Genomic DNA, 21,258 nt, shown 5'->3' on the forward strand with positions numbered 1-21,258 from the left:
GGTTTGGTTAAAGCAAAGCACTCCTTGTCAGTGAAAGTCGGGCTTCAATTGCCGTCGTTGCCGTTACGTCTTCACCACCAGGAATGGTCGGCCGGTCGAGCCGCGGAACGTCTATCGGTCCTTCACCCGGGTCGCGAAGGACGCCGGCACCCGCGTCGTTCGGCTGCATGACGCCCGGCACGGGTGCGACGCTCCTCGTTGCGGTCGGCGTCGCTCCTCGCGTGGTGATGGAGATCTTGGGGCACAGCCAGATCAGCATCACGATGGACGTCTACACACACGTTGTGCAGGGACACCCAGCGCGAGGCGATCAGTCACATGGATCGGCTGTTTGAAGCGCCGTCCCGCCTGATCGCTGTTGTGAGGAAGACGAAGCCCCGGGCCGTGGTCGGTTACGGGGCTGAGTCATTCAAGCGTCGGAATGTCTGGACCTCGGTGCGCAACCAGTGTGCGAGCAGCAGATAGAGCGTCTTTCTTGAGCCGCTTCATCGGGGTATCACCATGGTCGTCCCAGTCGGCCAGCTGGATGGCGCACTCGACGATCGGCTGCAATTCGTCGGGGTAATCGAGGTCGATCGCCACTTCAGCCCAGATCATGTCGGCGCCCCTGGCCGGGTCCAGCGAGCCGTCGACGATCTGGGTAGCCAGCCAGTGGGCCAAGGCCCACTTGGCGGCTGTCGGAGATGCGGGGGCTTGGAAGCTGATGCCCAGCTCTTCTGCTACGTGGCCGAACAACTCTTGTGCTTCGGGCTCCTCGTGACGCCCCAGGCCAGCCAGCAGCGGAAGCGACGGAGCGTCGACTTCGGCAAGCACTGCGTCGACGGCAGCTTGGATGAGGCGATCGGAACCAACGTGACGTCCGAGCGCTCGGGCCTGTGCCAGCGTTCTCAGTTGTTTCAGCGCCTCGTCCCTGGTCACGTCTCACGCATCCCGTCCCCGTTGATGCCGGACTTGGATGTGAAAGGCCCCGGACCTTGATCGGTCCGGGGCCCTTTTCGCTGGTGCCCCCGGCAGGATTCGAACCTGCGACACCCGCTTTAGGAGAGCGGTGCTCTATCCCCTGAGCTACGGAGGCGGGGCTTTGTGAGCCGCGATGAAGTCCTGGTGGGGAATCAGCGGCGGTGCACAAGCTCCTGGGCCGCCCCGGGAGGGCGACCCAGGACAGGTTAGCTGATATGCCAGGGTGGCGAGGCGGGCGGTGAGTTGGGAGGGCGGGATGGGCCGGAACCCGCCCGGGTCCCGGCAGGGGGCCCAGCCCTGGCGCCGCCCCCGCCCAGCCCTGGCGCCGCCCCCGCCGAGCCTGGCCCTCACCCCGTCCCCTCACCCCGTCCCCTCACCCCGTCCCCGCGCCCCGGACCAGGCCACCGCAGGCGCCGTATTTGTCTGATCAGGCTGTTCAAGGACATGAGGACGAGCCTCCCGCTACGCTGACGGCCGTGCCGAAGACCCACCCCGGCGACGGCGGCGCGCACGCCATACCGGAGGTACCTCACCAGTGCCGACCAGCGAAATAGCCCCGCCTCGCGCAGACGACAGCGACGGCCACGGCGACCGCGGCGCGGAGAACCAGGGGAGCCGGCGGGTCAGTTCATCTCTCGTGCTGACCGTGCTGCTGCTCCTGGTGGTGGTGCTGCAGGCTCCGATCGGCCGGGCGTTGTCCGCGCCGGTGATGCAGAGCTGGATGACGGTGTTCGTCGCGGTGGTGGTCCAGGCACTGCCCTTTCTCGTTCTCGGAGTGCTGCTGTCGGCAGCGATCGCGGTGTTCGTGCCGCCGTCGTTCTTCGTACGTGCGTTGCCGCGACGGCCCAGCCTGGCGGTGCCGGTGGCCGGCGTGGGCGGGGTGGTTCTGCCCGGTTGCGAGTGCGCTTCCGTACCGGTGGCGGGGGCGCTCGTGCGCCGGGGCGTCGCGCCCGCGGCGGCGTTGACGTTCCTGCTGTCCGCTCCCGCAATCAACCCGATCGTGCTGACCGCCACCGCCGTCGCGTTCCCCGGCAATCCCGAGATGGTCCTCGCCCGCTTCGTGGCGAGTCTGCTGGTGGCCTGCGCGATGGGCTGGTTGTGGCAGCGGCTGGGCCGTACCGAGTGGATGCGTCCACCGGTCCGCCCCTCGTTCGACGGCCTCGGCAGGGGGGCCGCCTTCTGGGGGTCCGTGCGGCACGACGTGATGCACGCCGGAGGCTTCCTCGTCGTGGGTGCGATGGCCGCGGCGACGCTCAAGGCCGTGGTGCCGGCGAGCTGGCTGCGCGCGGCGGCGGACAACCCCGTGGTGTCGGTCCTCGTTCTGGGGATTCTCGCGGTGCTGTTGTCGATCTGCTCCGAGGCCGATGCGTTCGTCGCGGCCTCCTTGACCCAGTTCTCGCTCACCGCGCGGCTGGCGTTCCTGGTGGTCGGACCGATGATCGACCTGAAGCTCTTCGCCATGCAGGCGGCGACGTTCGGCCGCGGGTTCGCGCTGCGGTTCGCTCCCGTCACCTTCGCGCTGGCCGTTGTGGTGTCGGCCCTTGTCGGGGCGGTGCTGCTGTGAACCGGCAGGCGCAGGCAGCGGTGCTGTTCCTCATAGGCGTGGCCGTGTTGCGCGCCAGCTTCACCGACCTCTATCTGCGCTATGTGAAGGCCGAGTTGCGGCCGTTGCTGATGGTCGCGGGGGTCATCCTGATCGTCGCCGCCCTTGCCACCGTCTGGTACGAGCTGAGAGCACTGCGCGCGGCCCGGAGGAATCGGGCCGGCGGCCACGAGCACGGCCACGAACACGGCCACGACGGCCACGAGCACGGGCACCGGGAGCCGCGTGTCTCCTGGCTCCTCGTTCTGCCGCTCCTCGCGCTGATCCTGGTCGCCCCGCCCGCGCCGGGCTCCTACAGCGCCATGCGCGCCGGTACGGCACTCAAGCCGCTCCCCGCCTTCCCCGCGCTCCCCGGCAGCGGCACCCTCCGGCTCGGTGTCGGCGACTACGCCGGGCGCGCCGCCTACGACGACGGGCGCTACCTCCGCGACCGGCGGATCAAGATGACAGGCTTCGTCGCCCTCGACCGCAGCGGGGTACCTCACCTGACGCGCATGACCCTCAACTGCTGTGCCGCCGACGCCCAGCCCGTCAAGGTCCGGCTGTCGGGACAGCTTCCGCCGACCCTGCAGCCCGACACGTGGCTGGAGGTCACGGGCACGTACAGCAGCAAGCGGACGAAGGACCCCGTCAACGACGGAGTCATACCGTTCTTCGACGTCAGCCGGGCCACACCGGTCAAGGCCCCGTCCGACGAGTACGAAGGCTGACCGGGCGGTCAGCCGTGCGGGATCACCGCGACCGGGCGGGGCGAGTGGTGGAGCAGCGCGTGTACGACGGGGCCCATGCGGGTCGGGAAGGGGTGGCCGCGGATGCGGCGGCCGACGGCCAGTACGGCGGCGTCGGCGCCGACTTCGAGGAGGTACGGGGCGACCGCCAGGTCCGCCGTCCAGATCTCGGTGTCGACATCGCGGAAGCGTTCCCTCCAGGGGTGCAGCAGCTGCCCCAGCGCCTGCTTCACGCGGAGTCCGGCAGCGTCGGCATCGTCCACAGTGGCCGCACCACCCACACCACCCACACCGACCGCGGCGCCCGCATCACCCACAGCGCCCGCGGCGCCGCCCGTCCCGCCTGGCAGGGACTGGAGCGTGCGTGCGCTCCAGGCGTGCGCCACCCGGAGGGTCCTGCCCTGGGCGGCCGCCGTACGGAAGGCGAAGTCGAGCACGTCGTCGGAGCCGCGGCGCAGGTCGACCGCCGCGACGACAGGCCACGCCGCCCCACCGGCACCCGCCGCATCCCGACCGGCACCCGCCCCCGACCCACCGGCACCCGCGCCCGCCGCATCCCCGGCGGCACCGCCCGGCATCCGCCCCCGTACGGCGACGACCGGCCGGTGCGCGTGGGCGATCACGGACAGGCCCACCGAGCCGAGGACGAAGCCCTCGGCCGGTGGGACGAGTCCCCGTGAGCCGAGGACAAGCACGTCCGCCTCATCGCCCGCGGTGATCAGCGCCTTGGCCGGTGCCTCGCACACCGCGTCCTCGGTGATCTTCAGCGAGGGGTACAGCGTGGCCACCAGCCGGTGTGCGGCGTGCAGTTGCTGCTGCGGCCACGGCTGCCACTCGTCGGTGGCGGCCGGTCTCCGTGCGCACACGATCCACAGCGGCACATTCCGCGAGACCGCTTCCGCGCCGGCCCACTCCACGGCAACGAGGCTCTCCGCGGAGCCGTCGACTCCGACAGTGACCGGTAGGGCAGCCGCCGTGCGCGTCACAGCGTCACGTCGGGCCAGCCGAAGGCGTCACGTGCCTTGGGCGGCAGCGGCCCGGCGCCCACGCCCTGCAGGTCGCGGTCGGCGGCGCGCATCATCTGCCGGCCGAGTTCGGCCATGGCGCGGCTGGCGGCGAGTTCGTCGCCGATCTCCGGGATGTCCACGTCCTCGGGATTGCAGCGGGCGACTCCTCTGCCGGTGAGCGTCGTCTCGCCGGTGTCGAGTACCGCACGTGCGGTCGTGGTCCCCTCGTCCTCGTAGAGGAAGATCCGTACGTTCCATTCGCGTGTGTTCGGCATGGTGACCTCCTCGGTGTCAGACCCGCTGCGGAGCGAGGATTTCGCTCTCGATCCGGTGACGGACCTGCTCGGACAGTGCCTTCAACCGGTCGGAGAAGGCAGGTCGTGGTGCCGTCGGCCCGGTGATCCGCCGTGCCTCCGGCGGCAGTTGGGCGAGGTCCGCGGTGAGGCGCTCCCGGGCCTCCCGCAGTGGCGGTGCCTCGCTGACGCGCCGTCCGTTCCGCATCACTGGGCGCATCAGGGGCCGTACGTCGGACGCGGGATGCTCGGGCAGCAGAGCGATCACGTCCGAGCAGCCGTGGCTGCGGAAGATCTGCTTCGCTCCGGGTGCGGTGGTCTTCGCCGAGGACAGCTTCATGACGGGGCGTCCGGCGTAGGCGACCAGTTTGTACGCGGAGTCCAGGTAGGGCGCGTCGGCCGAGACACCGACCCGCGTGCCCACGGCGTAGACGTCGATCGGTGCGCCCGCGCGCACCAGCCGGTCCACCCCGTACTCGTCGAGCCCGCCGCTCGCCACGATCAGTACGTCCGTGAGGCCTGCCGAGTCCAGGATCCGCCGCGCACGTGCCGCCTGCTCGCCCAGGTCGCCGCTGTCCAGCCGGACCGCCGAACCGGCGCTCGCCCCATGGGACTTGAGGACGCGTGCCGCGGTGCGCACGCCCGCGTCCGTGTCGTAGGTGTCGACGAGGAACGTCACGGGACGGTCCGGGTGGGCGCGCGCGAAGGCCCGGAAGGCGCTCTCCTCCGAGGAGAACGCCTCCACGTACGAGTGGGCCATCGTGCCGATCGCGGGCAGCCCGAGCGATGCCGCCGCGTCCACGTTGCTGGTGCCGGCGAAGCCCACGAGGGCGCCCGTCCGCGCGGCCTCGTAGCCCGCCGCGAGCCCGTGGGTCCTGCGCATCGAGAAGTCCATGACGGGACGGTCCGCCGCGGCGAGCACGCACCGCGCCGCCTTGGAGGCGACGGCGGTCTGGTGGCTGATCAGATTGAGCAGGTACGTCTCGACGAGCTGGGCGACCGGCAGCGGCGCGGTGACCTCCAGCAGCGGCTCGTTCGCGAAGACGACGGTGCCCTCGGGGACGGCGCGCACATCGCCCTTGAAGGCCGTTCCGAGCAGCGGCACCAGATCGCGGGCCGGACGGCCGAGCGCCTTGCCGAAGGCGTCCAGGTCCTCGGGGCCGATGCGGAAGCCGCTGAGGTAGTCCAGCGCGGGTTCGAGCCCGGCGGCGACCAGGAAGCCGCGCTCGGGCGGCAGATCGCGTACGAAGAGGCTGAAGGTCGCGGGTTCCGTCATCCCCTCGCGCACGTAGGACATGGCCATCGTCAGCTCGTACAGGTCCGTCTTCCTCGCCTCGGACATCTGTGAGCACCTCCTGGGGGGTACGGGCGGCGGCCGGGCCGGCCGGGCCCGTCTCAGTCGTGCGGCACGACCGCGACCGGCGCACGTGCGTGGTGCATGACGGCGTGGGCGACGGTGCCCACATGGGTGCCGAGCCGCGAGCGGCGGTTGCGGCGGCCCACGATCAGCATCGACGCCTGCGAAGCCGCCTCGACCAGCAGCCGCGAGGGCTGCCCGATGACCGCGTCGGCGTGCACCTTGACGTCGGGCTGCGCGTCCTGCCAGGGGCGCAGTGCCGCGGTCAGCGCCTGGTTCTGGGCGGCGAGCAGCTCGTTGGTCATCGCGGGCGGTACGGGCAGGGGCCGCATGCCGTAGGTCGGTGGGAGGTCCCAGGCGTGCAGGACGCGCAGCGGCGAGGAGTGGCGTTCCGCGGCGTCGAAGGCGAAGGCGATGAGTTCGTCGCAGGGACGGCCGAGGTCGAGGCCGAGGACGATCTCGCCGCCGGGAGTCTCGGACGCGGGGTAGCTGGCGTGGGACGCCGGGCGGGCGGCGCCCGCGGCCCCGCCTGTCGTGCTGCTGCCGGCGATCCGCGATCCTGTCCGTGCTCCCGCCCGCTCCCCTCCGTCGTCGGCGTCGCTCCCGTCCTTGTCGTGGGGACGGGCGCGTACCAGGACGACGGGGCACACGGTGTGCGCGACGGTGGGCAGTGCGGTCGAACCGACGATGAAGCCGAGGACGGTGCCGAGGCCGCGAGAGCCGAGTACGAGCAGGTCGGTCTCGGCGGAGGCGTCCGCGAGTACGTGTGCGGGACGCCCGGCGACCATGTCGACCGTGACGGCCAGGTCGGGCATGCGGCTGTTGAGATCGTCGAGGGCTTCGCTCGTGATCGTCTGTGCCCATTCCCGTTCGACTTCGTCGTCCGCGATGGGCGAGTAGGGATACGCACCGGTCTCACGGACCTGGATGAGCTGCAGCGTGACCCCCCGTGCGAGCGCCTCACGGGCCGCCCAGTCGACGGCGGCCAGGCTCTCGCGCGTACCGTCCAGGCCCACCGTGACGTACTGGAACATTGGGCGTCCTCCCTCCGGCGCCGGGGCCCCGCACGCCGCGTGCGTCCTCAGTCAAAGCGTCCTGCGGGCCGGCCGTACGGCCGAGGGGCCGGGCGGACCGGAGGAAGGGCCGAAGGTCCCTGTACGGGCGCGGGGCGCCGGGGGCCAGGCTGGTTCCAGGGTCCGGGGGGTCCGCGTACGTACGTACGGGCCGGTCCGGGACAAGCAGCTCAAGGAGCCCAAGGGGCCCAAGGGGCCGGAGGGACACGGGAGGAGCGTGGCCATGAAGGCGCTGGTCTTTCACGAGCCCGGCGGCGCCGCCTGGGAGAGCGTCGCCGATCCGGACGTCCAGGACTCCCAGGACGTGGTCGTACGGGTGGAGACCACCACGGTCTGCGGCACGGATCTGCACATCCTGAACGGTGACGTCCCGGCGGTGCGGCCCGGCACGGTCCTGGGGCACGAGGCCGTCGGCGAAGTGGTCGAGGCGGGCGGCGACGTGCGGACGGTGCGGCCCGGCGACCGTGTCCTGGTCCCGTGCATCACCGCCTGCGGCCGCTGCCGCTACTGCCGCGAGGGCTCCTACGGACAGTGCCGCGGCGGCGGTGGCTGGATACTCGGGCATCTCATCGACGGCACGCAGGCGGAGTACGTGCGCGTGCCCTTCGCCGACCATTCGCTGCACCTGCTGCCCGGCGGCATAGACAGCCAGGACGCGGTGCTGTTCGCCGACGTCTATCCCACCGGGTACGAGGTCGGGGTGCTGAACGGGCAGGTACGTCCCGGAGACACCGTCGTCGTGGTCGGGGCGGGCCCGGTGGGGCTCGCCGCGATCGCCACGGCACGGCTGTACTCGCCCGACAGGGTCGTCGCCGTCGATCTGACCTCGGGACGGCTGGAGGCGGCGGGCCGCTTCGGAGCGGACGCGAAGGTGCTCGCGGCGGACAAGCCCGAACAGCTCGTGGAGGACCTCACGGACGGTCTCGGTGCGGACGTGACGATCGAGGCGGTCGGTGCGCCGGAGACGTTCGAGATGTGCACGCGCATGGTCCGGCCCGGCGGCCACGTCGCCAACGTCGGCGTGCACGGCAAGCCCGCGGCCCTCCACCTGGAGGATCTGTGGATCAAGGATCTGACGATACGGATGGGCCTGGTCGACACGTCCTCCACGCCGATGCTGCTGAGCATGCTCGCCGCGGGCCGGCTGCCGGCGTCGTCGATGGTCACGCACGTCTTCGAACTCGCGGCGATCGAGGAGGCGTACGAGGTGTTCGCGGGCGCGGCCGAGACGGGCGCACTGAAGATCGCGCTCAAGGGGGAGCAGATCTACCGGGCGGCCAGCTCTTCGCTGGTGACCCTGGCCGGCGGCCGGGCCGCCGGTTGAGCCGCGAGCGGAACCGGGAGCGTACCGGGAGCGGAACCGGGAGGAGCCGCCGGTACGACGGGCAAGGCCCGGGGGACAGGCCGGGGCGTCAGCCGCCGGGTGCGGTGCCCAGCGGACCGTACAGGTCGAGCAGTCTGGTGCGGGCGGCGTGCAGACGCCGGGCGACGACCCCGGCGACCTGATGGCAGAACGCCCGCCCGAGCACGGCGTCCTCCTCGCACAGCGCCCGTACTTCCCGCGCGTCGAACTCCAGCGCCCGCACCGGCGCGAACGCGGAGGCGCCCAACTGCCAGACGTACGGCGGGAAGAGCCACGACCAGCCGAGCAGATCGTCCGTCCCGAGCGTCTCGACGGTGGCGGGGCGGCGTCCGGGGACGTGGATGTCGAGGGTGACGGAGCCGGTGCGGATGATCCAGAACCTGTCGGCCGGGCGGCCCTCGTCGAAGATGCGCGTGCCTCCGGAGAACTGCACCTGTCTGCTCAGCTCCAGGAGCCGATCGCGGCCCTCGGGCGGAAGCGCGCTGATCAGCCGCGGGTGTGCGGTGGTCGCCATGGGGTTCACGATGTGGCGGGCCCACGAAGGCCGCAACTCGGCTATTGCCGGGAGGGGCACTAGATGCTGTACGGGCCGGCCTCCGAGTCCTCCGGGTGGTGAAGGTCGAAGGCCGGGGACTCGGAGCGGATGCGCGGCAGCGCGTCGAAGTTGTGCCGCGGCGGAGGGCAGGACGTGGCCCACTCAAGGGAACGGCCGTATCCCCATGGGTCGTACACCTCGACCTTCGGTGCGGAGACGGCGGTCCGCCACACGTTGTAGAGGAAGGGCAGCGTCGACAGGCCGAGGATGAAGGCGCCGATGGTGGAGACCACGTTCAGGGCGGTGTATCCGTCTGCGGCCAGATAGTCCGCGTACCGGCGCGGCATCCCCTCGGCACCGAGCCAGTGGTGGACGAGGAAGGTGGTGTGGAAGCCGGTGAAGAGCGTCCAGAAGTGGATCTTGCCGAGGGTCTCGTCGAGCATCCGCCCGGTGAACTTGGGCCACCAGAAGTAGAAGCCGGCGAACATCGCGAAGACGACCGTCCCGAAGACGACGTAGTGGAAGTGCGCCACGACGAAATAGCTGTCGGTGACGTGGAAGTCCATCGGAGGCGACGCGAGCAGCACGCCCGTCAGACCGCCGAAGAGGAACGTGACGAGGAAGCCGACGCTCCACAGCATCGGTGTCTCGAACGACAGCGAACCGCGCCACATCGTGCCGAGCCAGTTGAAGAACTTCACGCCCGTCGGCACGGCGATCAGGAACGACATGAAGGAGAAGAACGGCAGCAGCACCCCGCCGGTGGCGAACATGTGGTGCGCCCAGACGGTCACGGACAGACCGGTGATGGCGATGGTCGCCCCGACGAGGCCGACGTACCCGAAGGTCGGTTTGCGGCTGAAGACGGGGAAGATCTCGGTGACGATCCCGAAGAACGGCAGCGCGATGATGTAGACCTCGGGGTGGCCGAAGAACCAGAAGAGGTGCTGCCACAACAGGGCGCCGCCGTTGGCCGCGTCGAAGATGTGCGCCCCGAACTTGCGGTCCGCCTCCAGCGCGAAGAGCGCGGCGGCCAGCACGGGGAAGGCCAGCAGCACCAGCACGCTCGTCAGCAGGATGTTCCACGTGAAGATCGGCATCCGGAACATCGTCATTCCCGGCGCACGCATGCAGATGATCGTGGTGATGAAGTTGACCGCGCCGAGGATCGTGCCGAACCCGGAGAGCGCCAGACCCATCACCCACAGGTCTCCGCCGATGGTGGGGGAGTGCTCCGCGTCGGAGAGCGGGGTGTAGGCGAACCAGCCGAAGCTCGCGGCGCCCTCGGGCGTGAGGAAGCTGATGACCGCGATGACGCCGCCGAAGAGGTAGAACCAGTACGACAGCATGTTCAGACGGGGGAAGGCGACGTCCGGCGATCCGATCTGCAGCGGCATGATCGCGTTGGCGAAGCCCGCGAAGAGCGGGGTGGCGAAGAACAGCATCATGATCGTGCCGTGCATCGTGAACGCCTGGTTGTACTGCTCGGCGGAGATCAACTGCATTCCCGGGCGGGCCAGTTCGGCTCTCATCGCAAGCGCCAGCAGGCCACCGAGGAGGAAGAAGACGAAGCCGCTCGCCATGTAGAGAGCGCCGATCTTCTTGTGGTCCGTCGTCGAGAGCCAGACGACCAGCACGGCGCCGGGTTTGCGGCCGCGGGTCCTCGCCCGCCGTTCGTCCTGCGGCGGCGGTCCGGTCACTACAGGCATCGCGCGGCCCTTTCGGTCACTGTCCTTCTCGTGTGCCGGCAGGGGCACCGGCTGCGGAGTCCTGGGCGGCTCGTGCACCGCCGGACGCCAGTGCCGTGACCGGCAATGTTTGCCCGTCAAGGAGCGTCGTCCGGTGCGTGCGATCGCAAGGCGGCCGGAAGTCCTTGTAGCGGAGCTACCAGGGCTTTCGGCCAACGCAGCGAGCGGGCGTGCAGGGCGGCGCGACAGGGCAAGGCTTGCCGGGAGGGGCACTAGGACGTTCGTACCGTTCGCCCTGCAGGATCGGGGCATTTCACCCGTACGTGGGCCGTTCGCGAGGGCTGTGCGATGTCGGTCACACCGGAGTCGGAACCGGCGGCACGCGGGTACGCGGAGCCGCGCACGGCGTTCAGCCGAGACCGTCGAACCGACTTCAGGGGGAGGTATCCCGTGGCCCAGGCCCAGGCCTCGGCACCGTCACAGGCGGCACAGCCGGCACCGGTGGCGTCGCAGGGGCGTGCGGCACGCGCGTCGCAGTGGCTGCGCAGAGCGAGGAACCCGAGCAGCCATGAGCGGCACACGCTGACGCTCATCGCCAAGTGCACGCTCGTCGCGAGCGTTTCGTGGTTCATCGCGCACGTCGTGATGCGAGCGCAGATGCCCGCGTTCGCTCCGTTCTCGGCAGTGCTGATCGTGCAGGTCACCGCGTACAAGTCGGTGCTCCAGGCTCTGCGTTACGTCGCCGCCGTGACGGTGGGTGTGTCCCTGCAGGGCTTCTTCGGCGCCCTGGCGGGCCCGAACCTCGTGAGTTTCGTACTCGTCGCACTGGTCGCGGTGACCATCGGGCGGTGGGGGCGGCTCGGCGAACAGGGACCGCAGGTGGCGACGGCCGCCTTCTTCGCCTTCTCCACCTACGCGGCGGCGGCCAGTGAGCGCCAGGGCCTGAGCGAACTCGCGCAGATCGTCCTGCTCGTGCTCATCGGATGCGGCGTGGGCGTAGTGGTGAACGTGCTGGTGCTGCCGCCGATGCGCTACCGCAGCGCCGAGTACGGCATCCACGCCCTGGGCCACAGCCTGTGCGACCTGGCGGCGGACATCTGCGCGGCCCTCCGTGCGGGCGAGTGGGACAAGGAGCGCACCGAGCAATGGCGCCGCCGCGCGAAGCAGCTCGGGCCCATGGCCGCCCAGGCCCAGGCGGCCGTACGTACCGCCTGGGAGAGCACCTTCTACCATCCGCGCCGGCTGCTGCGGCGGCACCGCGACAGCACCTCGTTCACCGCCTATCAGCAGCTCGCCGACGCCCTGGAGCGGGTCACTTACCAGATGGCGTCCATGACGCGCAGCTTCGACCAGTGGCACGAGGCCGGCGAGAATCCGGAACACCGCGAATTCATGCGGCGCTACGGGGACTTCCTCGCCTGCTTCGCGGACATCGCCGGGATCTACGGCCGTCTCGACGAGGACAGGCTCGACGGACAGCTGCGTGAACTGCGCGCGGCCGGCGAAGAGGCGCGCCAGGCGAGCAACCGGCTCGCCGACGCAGCCGAGGGCGGATCGTCGCTGCCGCTGAGCGACCCCTCCCGGCCCTTCGGGATCCTCCTGGCCGAGGCCGTACGGCTGCTGGACGAGGTCGAGCACACCTGCCACGTGATGGAGCAGGCCGTCGGCACGGCCCCGCGTGCGGAGGCGGCGCGATGCCCAGCGTGAGCAGCAGGCTGCTGGGACTTGCGATGCCGGGGCTCGGGCACCGGCTCGGCTACCGCGACCTGGACGAGGTGCGCCGCAAGGTCGAGCGGCAGCGGACCCGGCCCGCCCATTTCGGACCGCCGAAGCGGCTGCGGAAGTCCTGCACCGTCACGCTCTCCTTCGGACACGGCTGGCCTTGCTACGAGATCGCCCCGCGCGGGCGCTCCCCAGCGGCGCAGGTGCTCTACCTCCACGGCGGTGCCTACATCGAGGAGGTCGGCTACAACCACTGGGCGCTGGTGAGGTAGCTGGCCGTCGATGTGCCTGGGGGTACCTCCCGGGCCGCAAGGCCCAGGGGGAGCGTCGTGGTGCCCGTGTATCCGCTCGCGCCCGCCGGCACGGCTGAAGCCGTACTGCCCGGCCTCACGGCCCTCGCGCGCGGGCTGACCTCGGGTTCGGGCCTGCCCTCGGTCTTCATGGGGGACTCGGCTGGCGGCGCCCTGTCCCTCGCCACGGCACAGCGCCTGCGGGACGGGGGGCAGGCGACCGCCGACCGGCTGGTGCTCATCTCGCCCTGGCTGGACGCCGTACTCGACGATCCCTTGGTGGACGGGATACAGCCGCGCGACCCGATGCTGGCCAGGGAGCCGCTGCGCTGGACCGGCGGACTGTGGGCCGGCGCGCTGGACCCGTCCGATCCCGCGGTCAGTCCGCTGAACGGCGGCATGGCCGGGCTTCCCCCGGCCCAGGTCTTCGCAGGCACGCGGGACATCCTTCTCGCTGACGCGCGGCGCTTCCGCGATCGGGCGACGGCGGCAGGGGTCCCCGTCGAGCTGCACGAGGAGCCGGAGCAGGTGCACGTCTATCCCCTGTGGCCCGTCGCCGAGGGGCACAAGGCGCGGAAGCAGATACTCGCGGGCTTCGGGCGGGCCGGTGGGCGGGCCGACGGGCGGGCGTGACACCGGAAGCCTGACGCCGGGGCGGTGGGTGTGTCGGAACGGGGGCTCGCGGTCACCCGGGCGGCACGGGGACGGACGGCGTACGAGCGGACGGCACGGCAGGGACGCTCGCGTACGGCAATCGAGGCCCATGGACGGAACGAGTGAGCGACCCGAACCCACCGGAACCGGAGGGATGGCAGGAGCGATGCGCTACGAGGAGTTCACCGGGCAGGTGCAGGCACGCGCCGACCTCGGGAGCAGGCAGGCGGCGGAACAGGCCGTGCGCGCGACCCTGGAGACCGTCGGGGAGCGGGTTCCCGACGGGGTCGCCGCGCACCTGGCCGCGCAGCTCCCGCACGAGGCCGCCGAATCGCTGCGCCGCGTCGTCGCCGTACACGAGACCTCGCCCCATCTGCGCGCCGAGGGGCGGGTGAGCGGGGAGCGTTTCGACCTGCCCGTCTTCGCGGGGCGGGTGGCGTGGCGGGCGGAGACGTCCGAGGAGGAGGCCCTGCGCCGGGCGTGCGCGGTCCTGGAGGTACTGGACGCCGCAGTGGCGCCCGAACTGATGCGCAAGCTGGAGGACGTCCTTCCGCCGGACATCCGCGACGTGCTGCCCTCGGGCCGCGCGAGCGGCTGAACGGTCCGGCGGCGAGGACGAGCGACCACGGGCGAGCGACGGACGAGCTCCGGACGAGCGACGGACGAGCGACGGACGAGCGACGAGAGGAACCCCTGATGAACCCTGACCCCTCCACCGAAGGCTCTAGCGGCGCGTCGGCCGGAGGCGCGGACGGCGCCGGGCTGCGCGTGGTCGTCGTCGGCGCCACCGGAAACGCCGGTACGAGCGTGGTGCGAGCCCTCGCCGACGACCCGCAGGTCGGCTCCGTGCTCGGCATCGCGCGCCGCACCCCGGGCTGGTCGCCGCCGAAGACCACATGGGCCTCCGCGGACGTCGGGCGCGAAGACGCCCAGCGTGACGGGCGCTCCGACGGCCTGACCAGGCTCTTCCGCGGCGCCGACGCGGTCGTACACCTCGCGTGGCTCTTCCAGCCCACGCACCGTCCCACCACGACCTGGGACACCAACGTGCTCGGCAGCCTCCGCGTCTTCGCCGCCGTCGCGGAGGCCGGTGTGCCCGCACTGGTGCACGCCTCATCCGTGGGCGCGTACTCGCCCGGCCCGAAGGACCGTCAGGTGGACGAGAGCTGGCCGACGCACGGCTGGCCCGAAGCGGCCTACTGCCGCGAGAAGTCCTATCTGGAGAGGGCGCTGGACAGCTTCGAACTCGACCACCCGGACATCCGCGTGGTGCGCATGCGCCCCGGCTTCCTCTTCAAGGAGGAGGCGGCGAGCGAGCAGCGCCGCCTCTTCGCGGGACCTCTCCTGCCACAGCGCCTCGTACTGCCGGGTCTGGTGCCGCTGGTGCCCGACCTTCCCGGACTGCGCATGCAGACGCTGCACACCGACGACGCCGCCGAGGCCTACCGTCTCGCCGTCGTCGGCAAGGCGCGCGGCGCCTTCAACCTCGCGGCCGATCCCGTCGTCGACCCGGAGGTGCTCGCAGGGCTGCTCGGCGCCCGTGTCGTACGGATGCCGCTGCGTCCGGTGCGTACGGCGCTCGCGGCGGGCTGGCACTCCCATCTGCTGCCGGCCTCCCCGCACCTCTTCGACGCGGTGCTGCGGCTGCCGCTGATGGACGCGGGACGTGCGAGGCAGGAGCTGGGCTGGACGCCGCGGTGGACGGCCGACGAGGCGGTGGCGGCCTTCCTCACCGGACTGCGGAACGTGGCGGGGATGGACACGCCCACCCTGCGGGGGAGGCTGCGCGGCGGACGGCTGCGGGAGCTGCGGACGGGCGTCGGAGAACACCCCTGACCAGGGGCGGTGCCTCAGGTCTGGCCGTTATGGACTGTCCGGAGCCGTTACGGACCATCCGCACGAGCCTCCCGTGCCGCGCGACCGGCGCCTCGCGTTCCGCGCCCCGCGTCCTACGCGCCCTCCACGGGCACGACGCCCCCGTCAGCTCAGCCTCGGCCGCCGCGGGACGGGACGCCCGTGGGCGCGTCGGTCAGGCACGCGAGATGGTTGCGGACCTCGACGACGCCGTACACGCCCCACGTCAGCCGGTCCACGAGCGGCAGCAGAGCCCGGCGCTCGACGATGCCCTGGAGCGTCACTCGGCCCTCGGTCACGGTGACCGCCACCTGCGTGGGGCCCAAGCCGAGCGTGCGGCCCAGGACGTCCCCGGCGATCTCCTGCCGCACGGCGCGGTCCGGCCGTACGAACACGCGCAGGAGGTCGGCCCTGCTGAGGAAGCCGACGAGCCGGTCCGTACCGTCCACGACGGCAAGCCGCTTGACGCCGCGGCGGTCCATGGTGCGGGCTGCCTGCGCGACGGCCCAGCCGGGGCGGGCGGTGACGGCGGGGCTGGTCATGACCTCGCCCGCGGACGTGGCGGCGTACGGCGGCCGTCCGCCCGCGCCGGGACCGGGGCGGCGAGGAGCGTACGGGCCGGCGCCGCCGTGCGCCCGGTGTCGACGCGTGGCCGCGCGCAGGTCTCCTCGTGAGACGACGCCCACGGGGCGCCCTTCGTCGTCGACCACGGGGACGGCGGATATGGCGTGCTCGTCCAGCAGCCCGGTCACCTCGTCGACGGCGGTGCCGCGGTGGACGCGGATGCCCGGCTCGGCCATCAGATCGCCGACGGTGCGGTTCGGCATCGGCCCCGCCTCCCAGGCTCTTCCAAGTTCTCCCAGGCTCTCCCAGCTGTCCCAAAGCCCCCAGGTCTCCCCGAGGTTCAGTGTCCGCTCGCGAACGGTGCGCGGAGGAGGGGCGGAGGAGCCCCGATGTGCCGCCGGTCGTCCCGTCCGCGCGGGCCCGCCCGGCCGCCCGGGGACCGCCGCTCCGGTGCCGTTCGGCCTACTCAGCGGCTACTGTTTGGACTAGAGGAACAGACAAATCCTCCCAATCCGTGCGGAGGGCCGATGAGCGACAGCGGCGCTGTGCATGACATGGACGGCGGAGGTCCCGGCCATCTGCCCCGTATGCAACTCGACGACCTGCTGGAAGAGCTGCAGGTGCGGATCGATGCGGTACGCGGCACACGGGACCGCATCCACAGCCTGCTCGACGCGGTGCTCTCCGTCGGCCGTGAGCTGGAGCTCTCCCAGGTGCTGCGGCGGATCGCCGAAGCGGCCGTGCTGCTCGTCGACGCCGAGTACGGCGCACTCGGGGTGATCGGGGAGGACGGACAGCTCTCCGAGTTCATCCCCGTGGGTGTGACAGAGCAGCAGGCCGAGGCGATCGGCTCCCTGCCGACGGGACGCGGGCCGCTGGGCGAACTGATCCGGAACCCGCTGCCGGTGCGGCTGCCCGAACTCGGCCGGCATCCGTCCTCGCCGGGCTCCGGGCCGGGCTCCGGGCCGGACCAGCCCTCGATGCGGTCCTTCCTCGGGGTGCCGATCCGGGTACGGGACGAGGTGTTCGGCAACCTCTATCTCGCCGAGAAGCGGGACGCCGAGGAGTTCGACAGCGAGGACGAGACTGTGCTGTCGACCCTGGCCGCCGCGGCGGGCGTAGCCATCGAGAACGCGCGGCTCTACGAGGAGGCGCGCTACAGCCAGCGCTGGATGGAGGCGAACGCCGAGGTCACGCGAGCGCTGCTCTCCGGCGTCGGAGAGCGGCGCGTACTCGGGCTGATCGTGGAGCTGGCGCGCACGATCCTCTCGGCCGACCTCGGCGTACTCGCACTCCCGGAGGAGGGCGGCCGGGCCTTCCGGGTGGTCGTGGCGGCGGGCACCGACGCCGAGCAGCACAGGGGGCTGCTGCTGCCCCGCGAGGGTTCCTTCGAGGGTGCGGCGATGAACGCCGGGGAGGTCATCACGAGCGTCGACGTGGAGCACGACCCGCGGATCACGGCCGGACCGCCGCGCTGGGCCGGGCTCGGGCCCGCGGTGGCGGTACCGATGATCGCCGAGGACGCTCCCAGCGGCGTGCTGCTGCTCGCCCGCGCCAAGCCCCGCCCGCCCTTCGCCGAGCCGCAGATCGCGCCGCTGAGCGCCTTCGCCGGGCAGGCGGCCGTGGCGATGGAGCTCGCCGAGCGGCGCCGTGACGCCGAGCAGATCACGCTGCTGGAAGAGCGCGACCGCATCGCCCGTGACCTGCACGATCTGGCCATCCAGCGGCTGTTCGCGACGGGCATGACGCTGCAGAGCGCCGTACGTTTCGTGGACCACCCCAAGGCGGGCGAGCGGTTGCTGAGAGCCGTGGACGATCTCGACGCCACCATCAAGATCATCCGTTCGACGATCTTCGGGCTGCGTGCGCACGACAACGACTCGGACGGCGACGGACTGCGCAGCCGCGTGACCGAGGCGGTGCAGGACGTCTCGTCCGCTCTGGGCTTCACGCCCGTGCTGCGCATGGAGGGCCTGCTCGACACGGAGGTGCCGGACGGGGTCGCGGACGACGCCGTGGCGGTGCTGCGAGAGGCGCTGTCGAACGTGGCGCGGCATGCCGGCGCGAACAGGGTGGAGGTCGCGGCGGAGACGACGGGGGAGGCGTTCACGCTCACGGTCGTGGACGACGGCATCGGAATACCGGAAGGCGCCCACCACAGCGGACTGCAGAATCTGTCCGAGCGCGCGGAACGCCTCGGCGGCGCCATGCGTCTCGGCGCGCCCTCCGGGGGCGGTACGAGGATGATCTGGCGGATCCCGCTGGACGGCGCGGGCGCGGGCGCCCCGGCGGGACACGGAACGGACGGCGCCGGAGCGGCGGAGCCGGGCGCCCGGCCCGACCGGGCAGATCGGGCCGGTCGAGGGCCGAGCGAGCGCTGAGCGAGGGCTGAGCGAGGACTGAGCGGGGCTCAGCGGCAGCGGCAGCGGCGCGGACGCGGGACCGGTGCCGGGCGCCGCCGCGTCCGGCAGGCGGGGCGCACGGGGACGCCGGTCGGTACCGCCTCGGCCGGCAGGCGGCGGCGCCGGGCAGCGGCGTGCGGTGGGGTGGCACCGGTTGGTCGTCCCCTGGCCGTGCGCGCTTGGGAGCTGGTAGCGCGGTCGGGCAGTGGCTCTGGCCAGTGCCGGTGGCTGGGGGCGCCGGGGAGTGCGGGGCGATGGAACCGGCGGGTTCTGCAGCGGCGCGGGGTGGGTTGGCAGGTGCCGGGCTGGGCCCGGCGGCCGGTGGCGCCGGGGAGTGCCGCCTCGGCCGGCAGGCGGCGGCGCCCGGCACCGGCGTGCGGTGGGGTGGCACCGGTTGGTCGTCCCCTGGCCGTGCGCGATCCCGCGCCGGACCGCCCGGCGGTCGGACGCCGGGCCGTGCCCACGGCCGGGGCGCGGGCAGGCGCTGAGGCCTGGCACCGATCCGTGACGGGCGCCCGGCGGGGTCGCCCGTCAGGGGCGGCGGTGGCCGTCCCGCTCCTGCGCGTGCGCCTGCGTCGCGAGCACGGCCGCCTGTACCCGCCGCTCCACGCCGAGCTTGGCCAGGAGCCGCGAGATGTGGTTCTTCACCGTCTTCTCCGACAGGAACAGCCGGTTGCCGATCTCCTGATTCGTCATCCCCTCCCCGATGAGGTCGAGGATGTCCCGCTCGCGCGGCGACAGGCCGGCGAACGCGTCGTCCTTGTCGTCCTCCTCGTGGGCGTCCGGGCCGCGCAGGCTGCCCATGAGCCGGGCGGTGGTCGCCGGGTCGAGCATGGACTGCCCGGCCGCGACCGTACGTACGGCGGAGACGAGGTCCGAGCCCTTGATCTGCTTGAGGACGTAACCCGAGGCGCCCGCCATGATCGCGTCCAGCAGGGCCTCGTCGTCGTCGAAGGACGTCAGCATCAGACACGCCAGCTCGGGCATGCGGGAGCGCAGCTCGCGGCAGACGGTCACGCCGTCGCCGTCCGGCAGCCGCACGTCGAGGACGGCCACGTGCGGACGGAGCGCGGGTCCGCGGGCGAGCGCCTGCTCGGCTGTGGCCGCCTCGCCGATCACGTCGATGTCGGACTCCGCCTCCAGCAGGTCGTGCACGCCGCGCCGTACCACCTCGTGGTCGTCGAGCAGCAGGACCCTGATGGGGTTCTGCTCGGAGTACGTCCGCAGTTCGCTCATGTCGCACTGCTTCCCCTCGCAACGGGTGCTGTCCGCATCGTCGCCCCGCCGGGCACCGCCCGAATAGGGCCGAACGGCCCCCGACGGGCAGCGGAGGGGGCCACTCGTACCACCATCGGTGGACCTTCCGGCCCCCTTAGCGAACGGCCCGCCGGTCACCTCGCTCCCGTGTCCGGTTTACGCCGTGAGGGGAGTCGGCACATGAGGACGAGGAGATGGCTGTGGCGCTGGCGGGACAACCCGCTCAGGCGCCGCTCCGACCGTGCCGAGGCGTGGGCGGGGCTCGCCGCCGGGGTGATCATGGCGGTGACCGCCCCGATCACCGGTGCGCTGGCCTCGGACGCTGTCGCCGGCAACCTCCGCGACCAGCCGGGCCTCCACCGGACATCCGCCGTACTGCGTGAGGACGCGCCGAGGACGGACGGCATCTCGACCGTCTCCGACGACCCGACGGTGCTCACAGAGGTCAGATGGGAGACCGCGGACGGCCGCTCGCGGTCCGGCCGGGCGCCGGTCGAGACGGGCACACCGGAGGGCACCCGCGTCCAGGTGTGGCTGGACGGGCGGGGCCTGCCGCACCAGCCGCCGCCCGACGCCACCGAGGTGAGCGTCGAGAGCGGTGCCGCGGGGGGTGCCGTCGCCGTGGCGACCTGCTTCCTCGTGGGAAGCGCCTCGTGGGTGGTACGGCGCCGCATGGACGCCGTACGCGACAAGGACTGGGAACGGGAGTGGGCCACGGTCGGCCCCAGATGGAGCCGACGCGACTAGCGCGACTACGCGACCAGGGGGTGTCCGGAGCCCCCGGTTCCCTCAGGCCGGAGCCCCTGTTCGCTCCCTCAGGGAACGAACTGGAGCACCTCCCGCACCGGGCGGCGCTGTGTCGAGGGCCCCAGCGATCCGAATCCCAGACGGACCACCATCTGCACCGGGCCCGCGCCCCACACCGGATCGCGCAGCAGCCAGCGCAGCTCGGAGCGCTCCAGCGCCTGCGTCGCGAACGAGGTCGCCAGGCCCTCCCGCGTGGCCATCAGCAGCATCCGCTCCATGGCCTGCCCCGCCACCAGCCAGTCGGCCGGGTGGTCGTGCTCGGTGCAGAGCAGCCCCAGATGCGGCATGTGCTCGAATTCGGCCCTGCCCGGGTCGTGTCCCGGCTCGTAACCCCGGTCGGAGTCGCTCCGTCCGCGGGCGAAGTCCCGCACCGGCGCCCTGCCGTCGCCCTTGCGGGGGCCGAAGCTGTACTCCGGTACGCCGTCCGTGATCGCGTCCGAGAGCTTCACGCCCGTACGGACCCACCTCTGCTCGTCCGGGTCGCCGGTGTACTCCGCGCTCAGCTCCGCCTCCTCGATCACGTCGAGTACGAGGGACAGGTGCCAGCCGGAGAGGAACTCCAGCACCGCACCCTCCGCGCGCGCCTGCTCCACCAGCACCTTCGCCAGCGCGGCCGGTATCGGGCGCTCCGCGAAGGGGTAGCGGCTCGTGCGCCGCTCCGCGATCGCCGTGTAGAGCAGCGACAGGTCGGGGTCAGGGGTCCCGGCCGGCTCCTTCAGCGACACGGACGCCAGGGTCCGCCGGTCGTCCGGGTCGGGCAGCAGTGTCACGACGGGACGGAATCCGGCGTTCTGCGCGGCCACCCGCAGGTTGAACAGCGCCGCCGCGCAGCTCAGATGCAGCGCACGCAGCTGCGGATCGGCGAGCGGCATGGCCCGCTCCGTGTCCATGCGCAGCGTTATCGCCTCACCGCGGCGGCTGTAGCGGAAGATCCACGGCTGCGCATTGTGCATCGACGGTGCCATGCATGCGTCGCGGACAAGACTCTCGACCACCTCGCCGCGTGCGAATGAGGTGGAAGGCATGAGCTACCCCCTGCGGTTCCGTTCGTCGGGGTTACGGGCCATGAGCCGCTGCCACGCCTCCGGACTCCCGGGCATG

General features: G+C 71.9%; 20 protein-coding genes, 1 tRNA gene and 1 pseudogene. 11 read left to right on the forward strand and 11 right to left on the reverse strand.

The window, feature by feature from the left end; translation table 11 throughout:
- Positions 1–64: 64 nt before the first annotated feature.
- Positions 65–336, forward strand: a pseudogene (locus ACSMXX_RS19365) (tyrosine-type recombinase/integrase); the annotation flags it as partial.
- Positions 337–405: 69 nt separating this feature from the next.
- Here the strand turns inward: ACSMXX_RS19365 and ACSMXX_RS19370 are convergent.
- Complete coding sequence (locus ACSMXX_RS19370) at positions 406–918, reverse strand: hypothetical protein (RefSeq protein WP_473179959.1); 513 nt, start codon at positions 916–918, stop codon at positions 406–408.
- Between the two features lie 81 nt (positions 919–999).
- Positions 1,000–1,075, reverse strand: a tRNA-Arg gene (locus ACSMXX_RS19375).
- Between the two features lie 420 nt (positions 1,076–1,495).
- Here ACSMXX_RS19375 and ACSMXX_RS19380 point away from each other — a divergent pair.
- Positions 1,496–2,524 carry a permease gene (locus ACSMXX_RS19380; protein WP_473179960.1) on the forward strand — a complete coding sequence of 343 codons (1,029 nt, stop codon included), beginning with the start codon at positions 1,496–1,498 and terminating at the stop codon, positions 2,522–2,524.
- A complete protein-coding gene (locus ACSMXX_RS19385) occupies positions 2,521–3,273 on the forward strand; it encodes a TIGR03943 family putative permease subunit (RefSeq protein ID WP_473179961.1) in 753 nt (250 codons plus the stop codon). The genes ACSMXX_RS19380 and ACSMXX_RS19385 overlap by 4 nt, the downstream gene beginning before the upstream one ends.
- A gap of 8 nt (positions 3,274–3,281) precedes the next feature.
- On the opposite strand, the gene ACSMXX_RS19390 is transcribed toward ACSMXX_RS19385, so the two are convergent.
- From ACSMXX_RS19390 to ACSMXX_RS19405, 4 genes are read right to left on the reverse strand one after another with little or no spacing between them, the layout of a single operon-like run.
- Positions 3,282–4,277 (reverse strand): universal stress protein, encoded by a 996-nt coding sequence (locus tag ACSMXX_RS19390; protein ID WP_473179962.1) that lies wholly within the window; start codon positions 4,275–4,277, stop codon positions 3,282–3,284.
- Positions 4,274–4,573 carry a DUF1876 domain-containing protein gene (locus tag ACSMXX_RS19395; protein ID WP_473179963.1) on the reverse strand — a complete coding sequence of 100 codons (300 nt, stop codon included), beginning with the start codon at positions 4,571–4,573 and terminating at the stop codon, positions 4,274–4,276. Before ACSMXX_RS19395 ends, ACSMXX_RS19390 begins: the two co-directional genes overlap by 4 nt.
- 16 nt (positions 4,574–4,589) lie before the next feature.
- Positions 4,590–5,933, reverse strand: coding sequence for a nicotinate phosphoribosyltransferase (locus ACSMXX_RS19400; protein ID WP_473179964.1), 1,344 nt, complete (start codon positions 5,931–5,933; stop codon positions 4,590–4,592).
- 53 nt (positions 5,934–5,986) lie between these two features.
- On the reverse strand, positions 5,987–6,982 hold the full coding sequence (locus ACSMXX_RS19405; RefSeq protein WP_473179965.1) for a universal stress protein: 996 nt from the start codon (positions 6,980–6,982) through the stop codon (positions 5,987–5,989).
- Positions 6,983–7,244: 262 nt separating this feature from the next.
- Here ACSMXX_RS19405 and ACSMXX_RS19410 point away from each other — a divergent pair, with 262 nt between their 5' ends.
- Entirely contained in the window at positions 7,245–8,345 is a 1,101-nt protein-coding gene (locus tag ACSMXX_RS19410; protein ID WP_473179966.1) for an alcohol dehydrogenase catalytic domain-containing protein, read from the forward strand.
- An 88-nt stretch (positions 8,346–8,433) separates the two neighbouring features.
- Here the strand turns inward: ACSMXX_RS19410 and ACSMXX_RS19415 are convergent, their stop codons facing one another.
- Together ACSMXX_RS19415 and ctaD are read right to left on the reverse strand one after the other, a co-directional pair.
- Entirely contained in the window at positions 8,434–8,898 is a 465-nt protein-coding gene (locus ACSMXX_RS19415; RefSeq protein WP_473179967.1) for a Crp/Fnr family transcriptional regulator, read from the reverse strand.
- A 59-nt stretch (positions 8,899–8,957) separates the two neighbouring features.
- Positions 8,958–10,628 carry an aa3-type cytochrome oxidase subunit I gene (gene ctaD, locus ACSMXX_RS19420; RefSeq protein WP_473179968.1) on the reverse strand — a complete coding sequence of 557 codons (1,671 nt, stop codon included), beginning with the start codon at positions 10,626–10,628 and terminating at the stop codon, positions 8,958–8,960.
- 429 nt (positions 10,629–11,057) lie between these two features.
- Here ctaD and ACSMXX_RS19425 point away from each other — a divergent pair, with 429 nt between their 5' ends.
- The 5 genes from ACSMXX_RS19425 (at position 11,058) to ACSMXX_RS19445 (ending at position 15,109) form a co-directional block, all read left to right on the forward strand.
- Entirely contained in the window at positions 11,058–12,314 is a 1,257-nt protein-coding gene (locus ACSMXX_RS19425; protein ID WP_473179969.1) for an FUSC family protein, read from the forward strand.
- Complete coding sequence (locus tag ACSMXX_RS19430; protein ID WP_473179970.1) at positions 12,302–12,601, forward strand: hypothetical protein; 300 nt, start codon at positions 12,302–12,304, stop codon at positions 12,599–12,601. Before ACSMXX_RS19425 ends, ACSMXX_RS19430 begins: the two co-directional genes overlap by 13 nt.
- A gap of 12 nt (positions 12,602–12,613) precedes the next feature.
- Positions 12,614–13,252, forward strand: a complete 639-nt coding sequence (locus tag ACSMXX_RS19435) for an alpha/beta hydrolase fold domain-containing protein (protein ID WP_473179971.1) — start codon at positions 12,614–12,616, stop codon at positions 13,250–13,252.
- A 175-nt stretch (positions 13,253–13,427) separates the two neighbouring features.
- On the forward strand, positions 13,428–13,871 hold the full coding sequence (locus ACSMXX_RS19440; protein ID WP_473179972.1) for a DUF2267 domain-containing protein: 444 nt from the start codon (positions 13,428–13,430) through the stop codon (positions 13,869–13,871).
- A 98-nt stretch (positions 13,872–13,969) separates the two neighbouring features.
- Positions 13,970–15,109 carry an NAD-dependent epimerase/dehydratase family protein gene (locus ACSMXX_RS19445; RefSeq protein ID WP_473179973.1) on the forward strand — a complete coding sequence of 380 codons (1,140 nt, stop codon included), beginning with the start codon at positions 13,970–13,972 and terminating at the stop codon, positions 15,107–15,109.
- A 149-nt stretch (positions 15,110–15,258) separates the two neighbouring features.
- On the opposite strand, the gene ACSMXX_RS19450 is transcribed toward ACSMXX_RS19445, so the two are convergent.
- Entirely contained in the window at positions 15,259–15,954 is a 696-nt protein-coding gene (locus tag ACSMXX_RS19450; RefSeq protein ID WP_473179974.1) for a CBS domain-containing protein, read from the reverse strand.
- Between the two features lie 264 nt (positions 15,955–16,218).
- Between ACSMXX_RS19450 and ACSMXX_RS19455 the strand changes: the two genes are divergently transcribed.
- A complete protein-coding gene (locus ACSMXX_RS19455; protein WP_473179975.1) occupies positions 16,219–18,072 on the forward strand; it encodes a sensor histidine kinase in 1,854 nt (617 codons plus the stop codon).
- Positions 18,073–18,624: 552 nt separating this feature from the next.
- Here the strand turns inward: ACSMXX_RS19455 and ACSMXX_RS19460 are convergent.
- Positions 18,625–19,329, reverse strand: coding sequence for a response regulator (locus ACSMXX_RS19460; protein WP_473179976.1), 705 nt, complete (start codon positions 19,327–19,329; stop codon positions 18,625–18,627).
- Between the two features lie 201 nt (positions 19,330–19,530).
- Between ACSMXX_RS19460 and ACSMXX_RS19465 the strand changes: the two genes are divergently transcribed.
- Entirely contained in the window at positions 19,531–20,097 is a 567-nt protein-coding gene (locus ACSMXX_RS19465) for an Rv1733c family protein (protein ID WP_473179977.1), read from the forward strand.
- Between the two features lie 68 nt (positions 20,098–20,165).
- On the opposite strand, the gene ACSMXX_RS19470 is transcribed toward ACSMXX_RS19465, so the two are convergent.
- Positions 20,166–21,182: an Acg family FMN-binding oxidoreductase gene (locus ACSMXX_RS19470; RefSeq protein ID WP_473179978.1), complete on the reverse strand. Its 1,017-nt coding sequence runs from the start codon at positions 21,180–21,182 to the stop codon at positions 20,166–20,168.
- Between the last annotated feature and the right edge of the window lie 76 nt (positions 21,183–21,258).

This window comes from Streptomyces sp. DSM 116795, assembly GCF_055792905.1.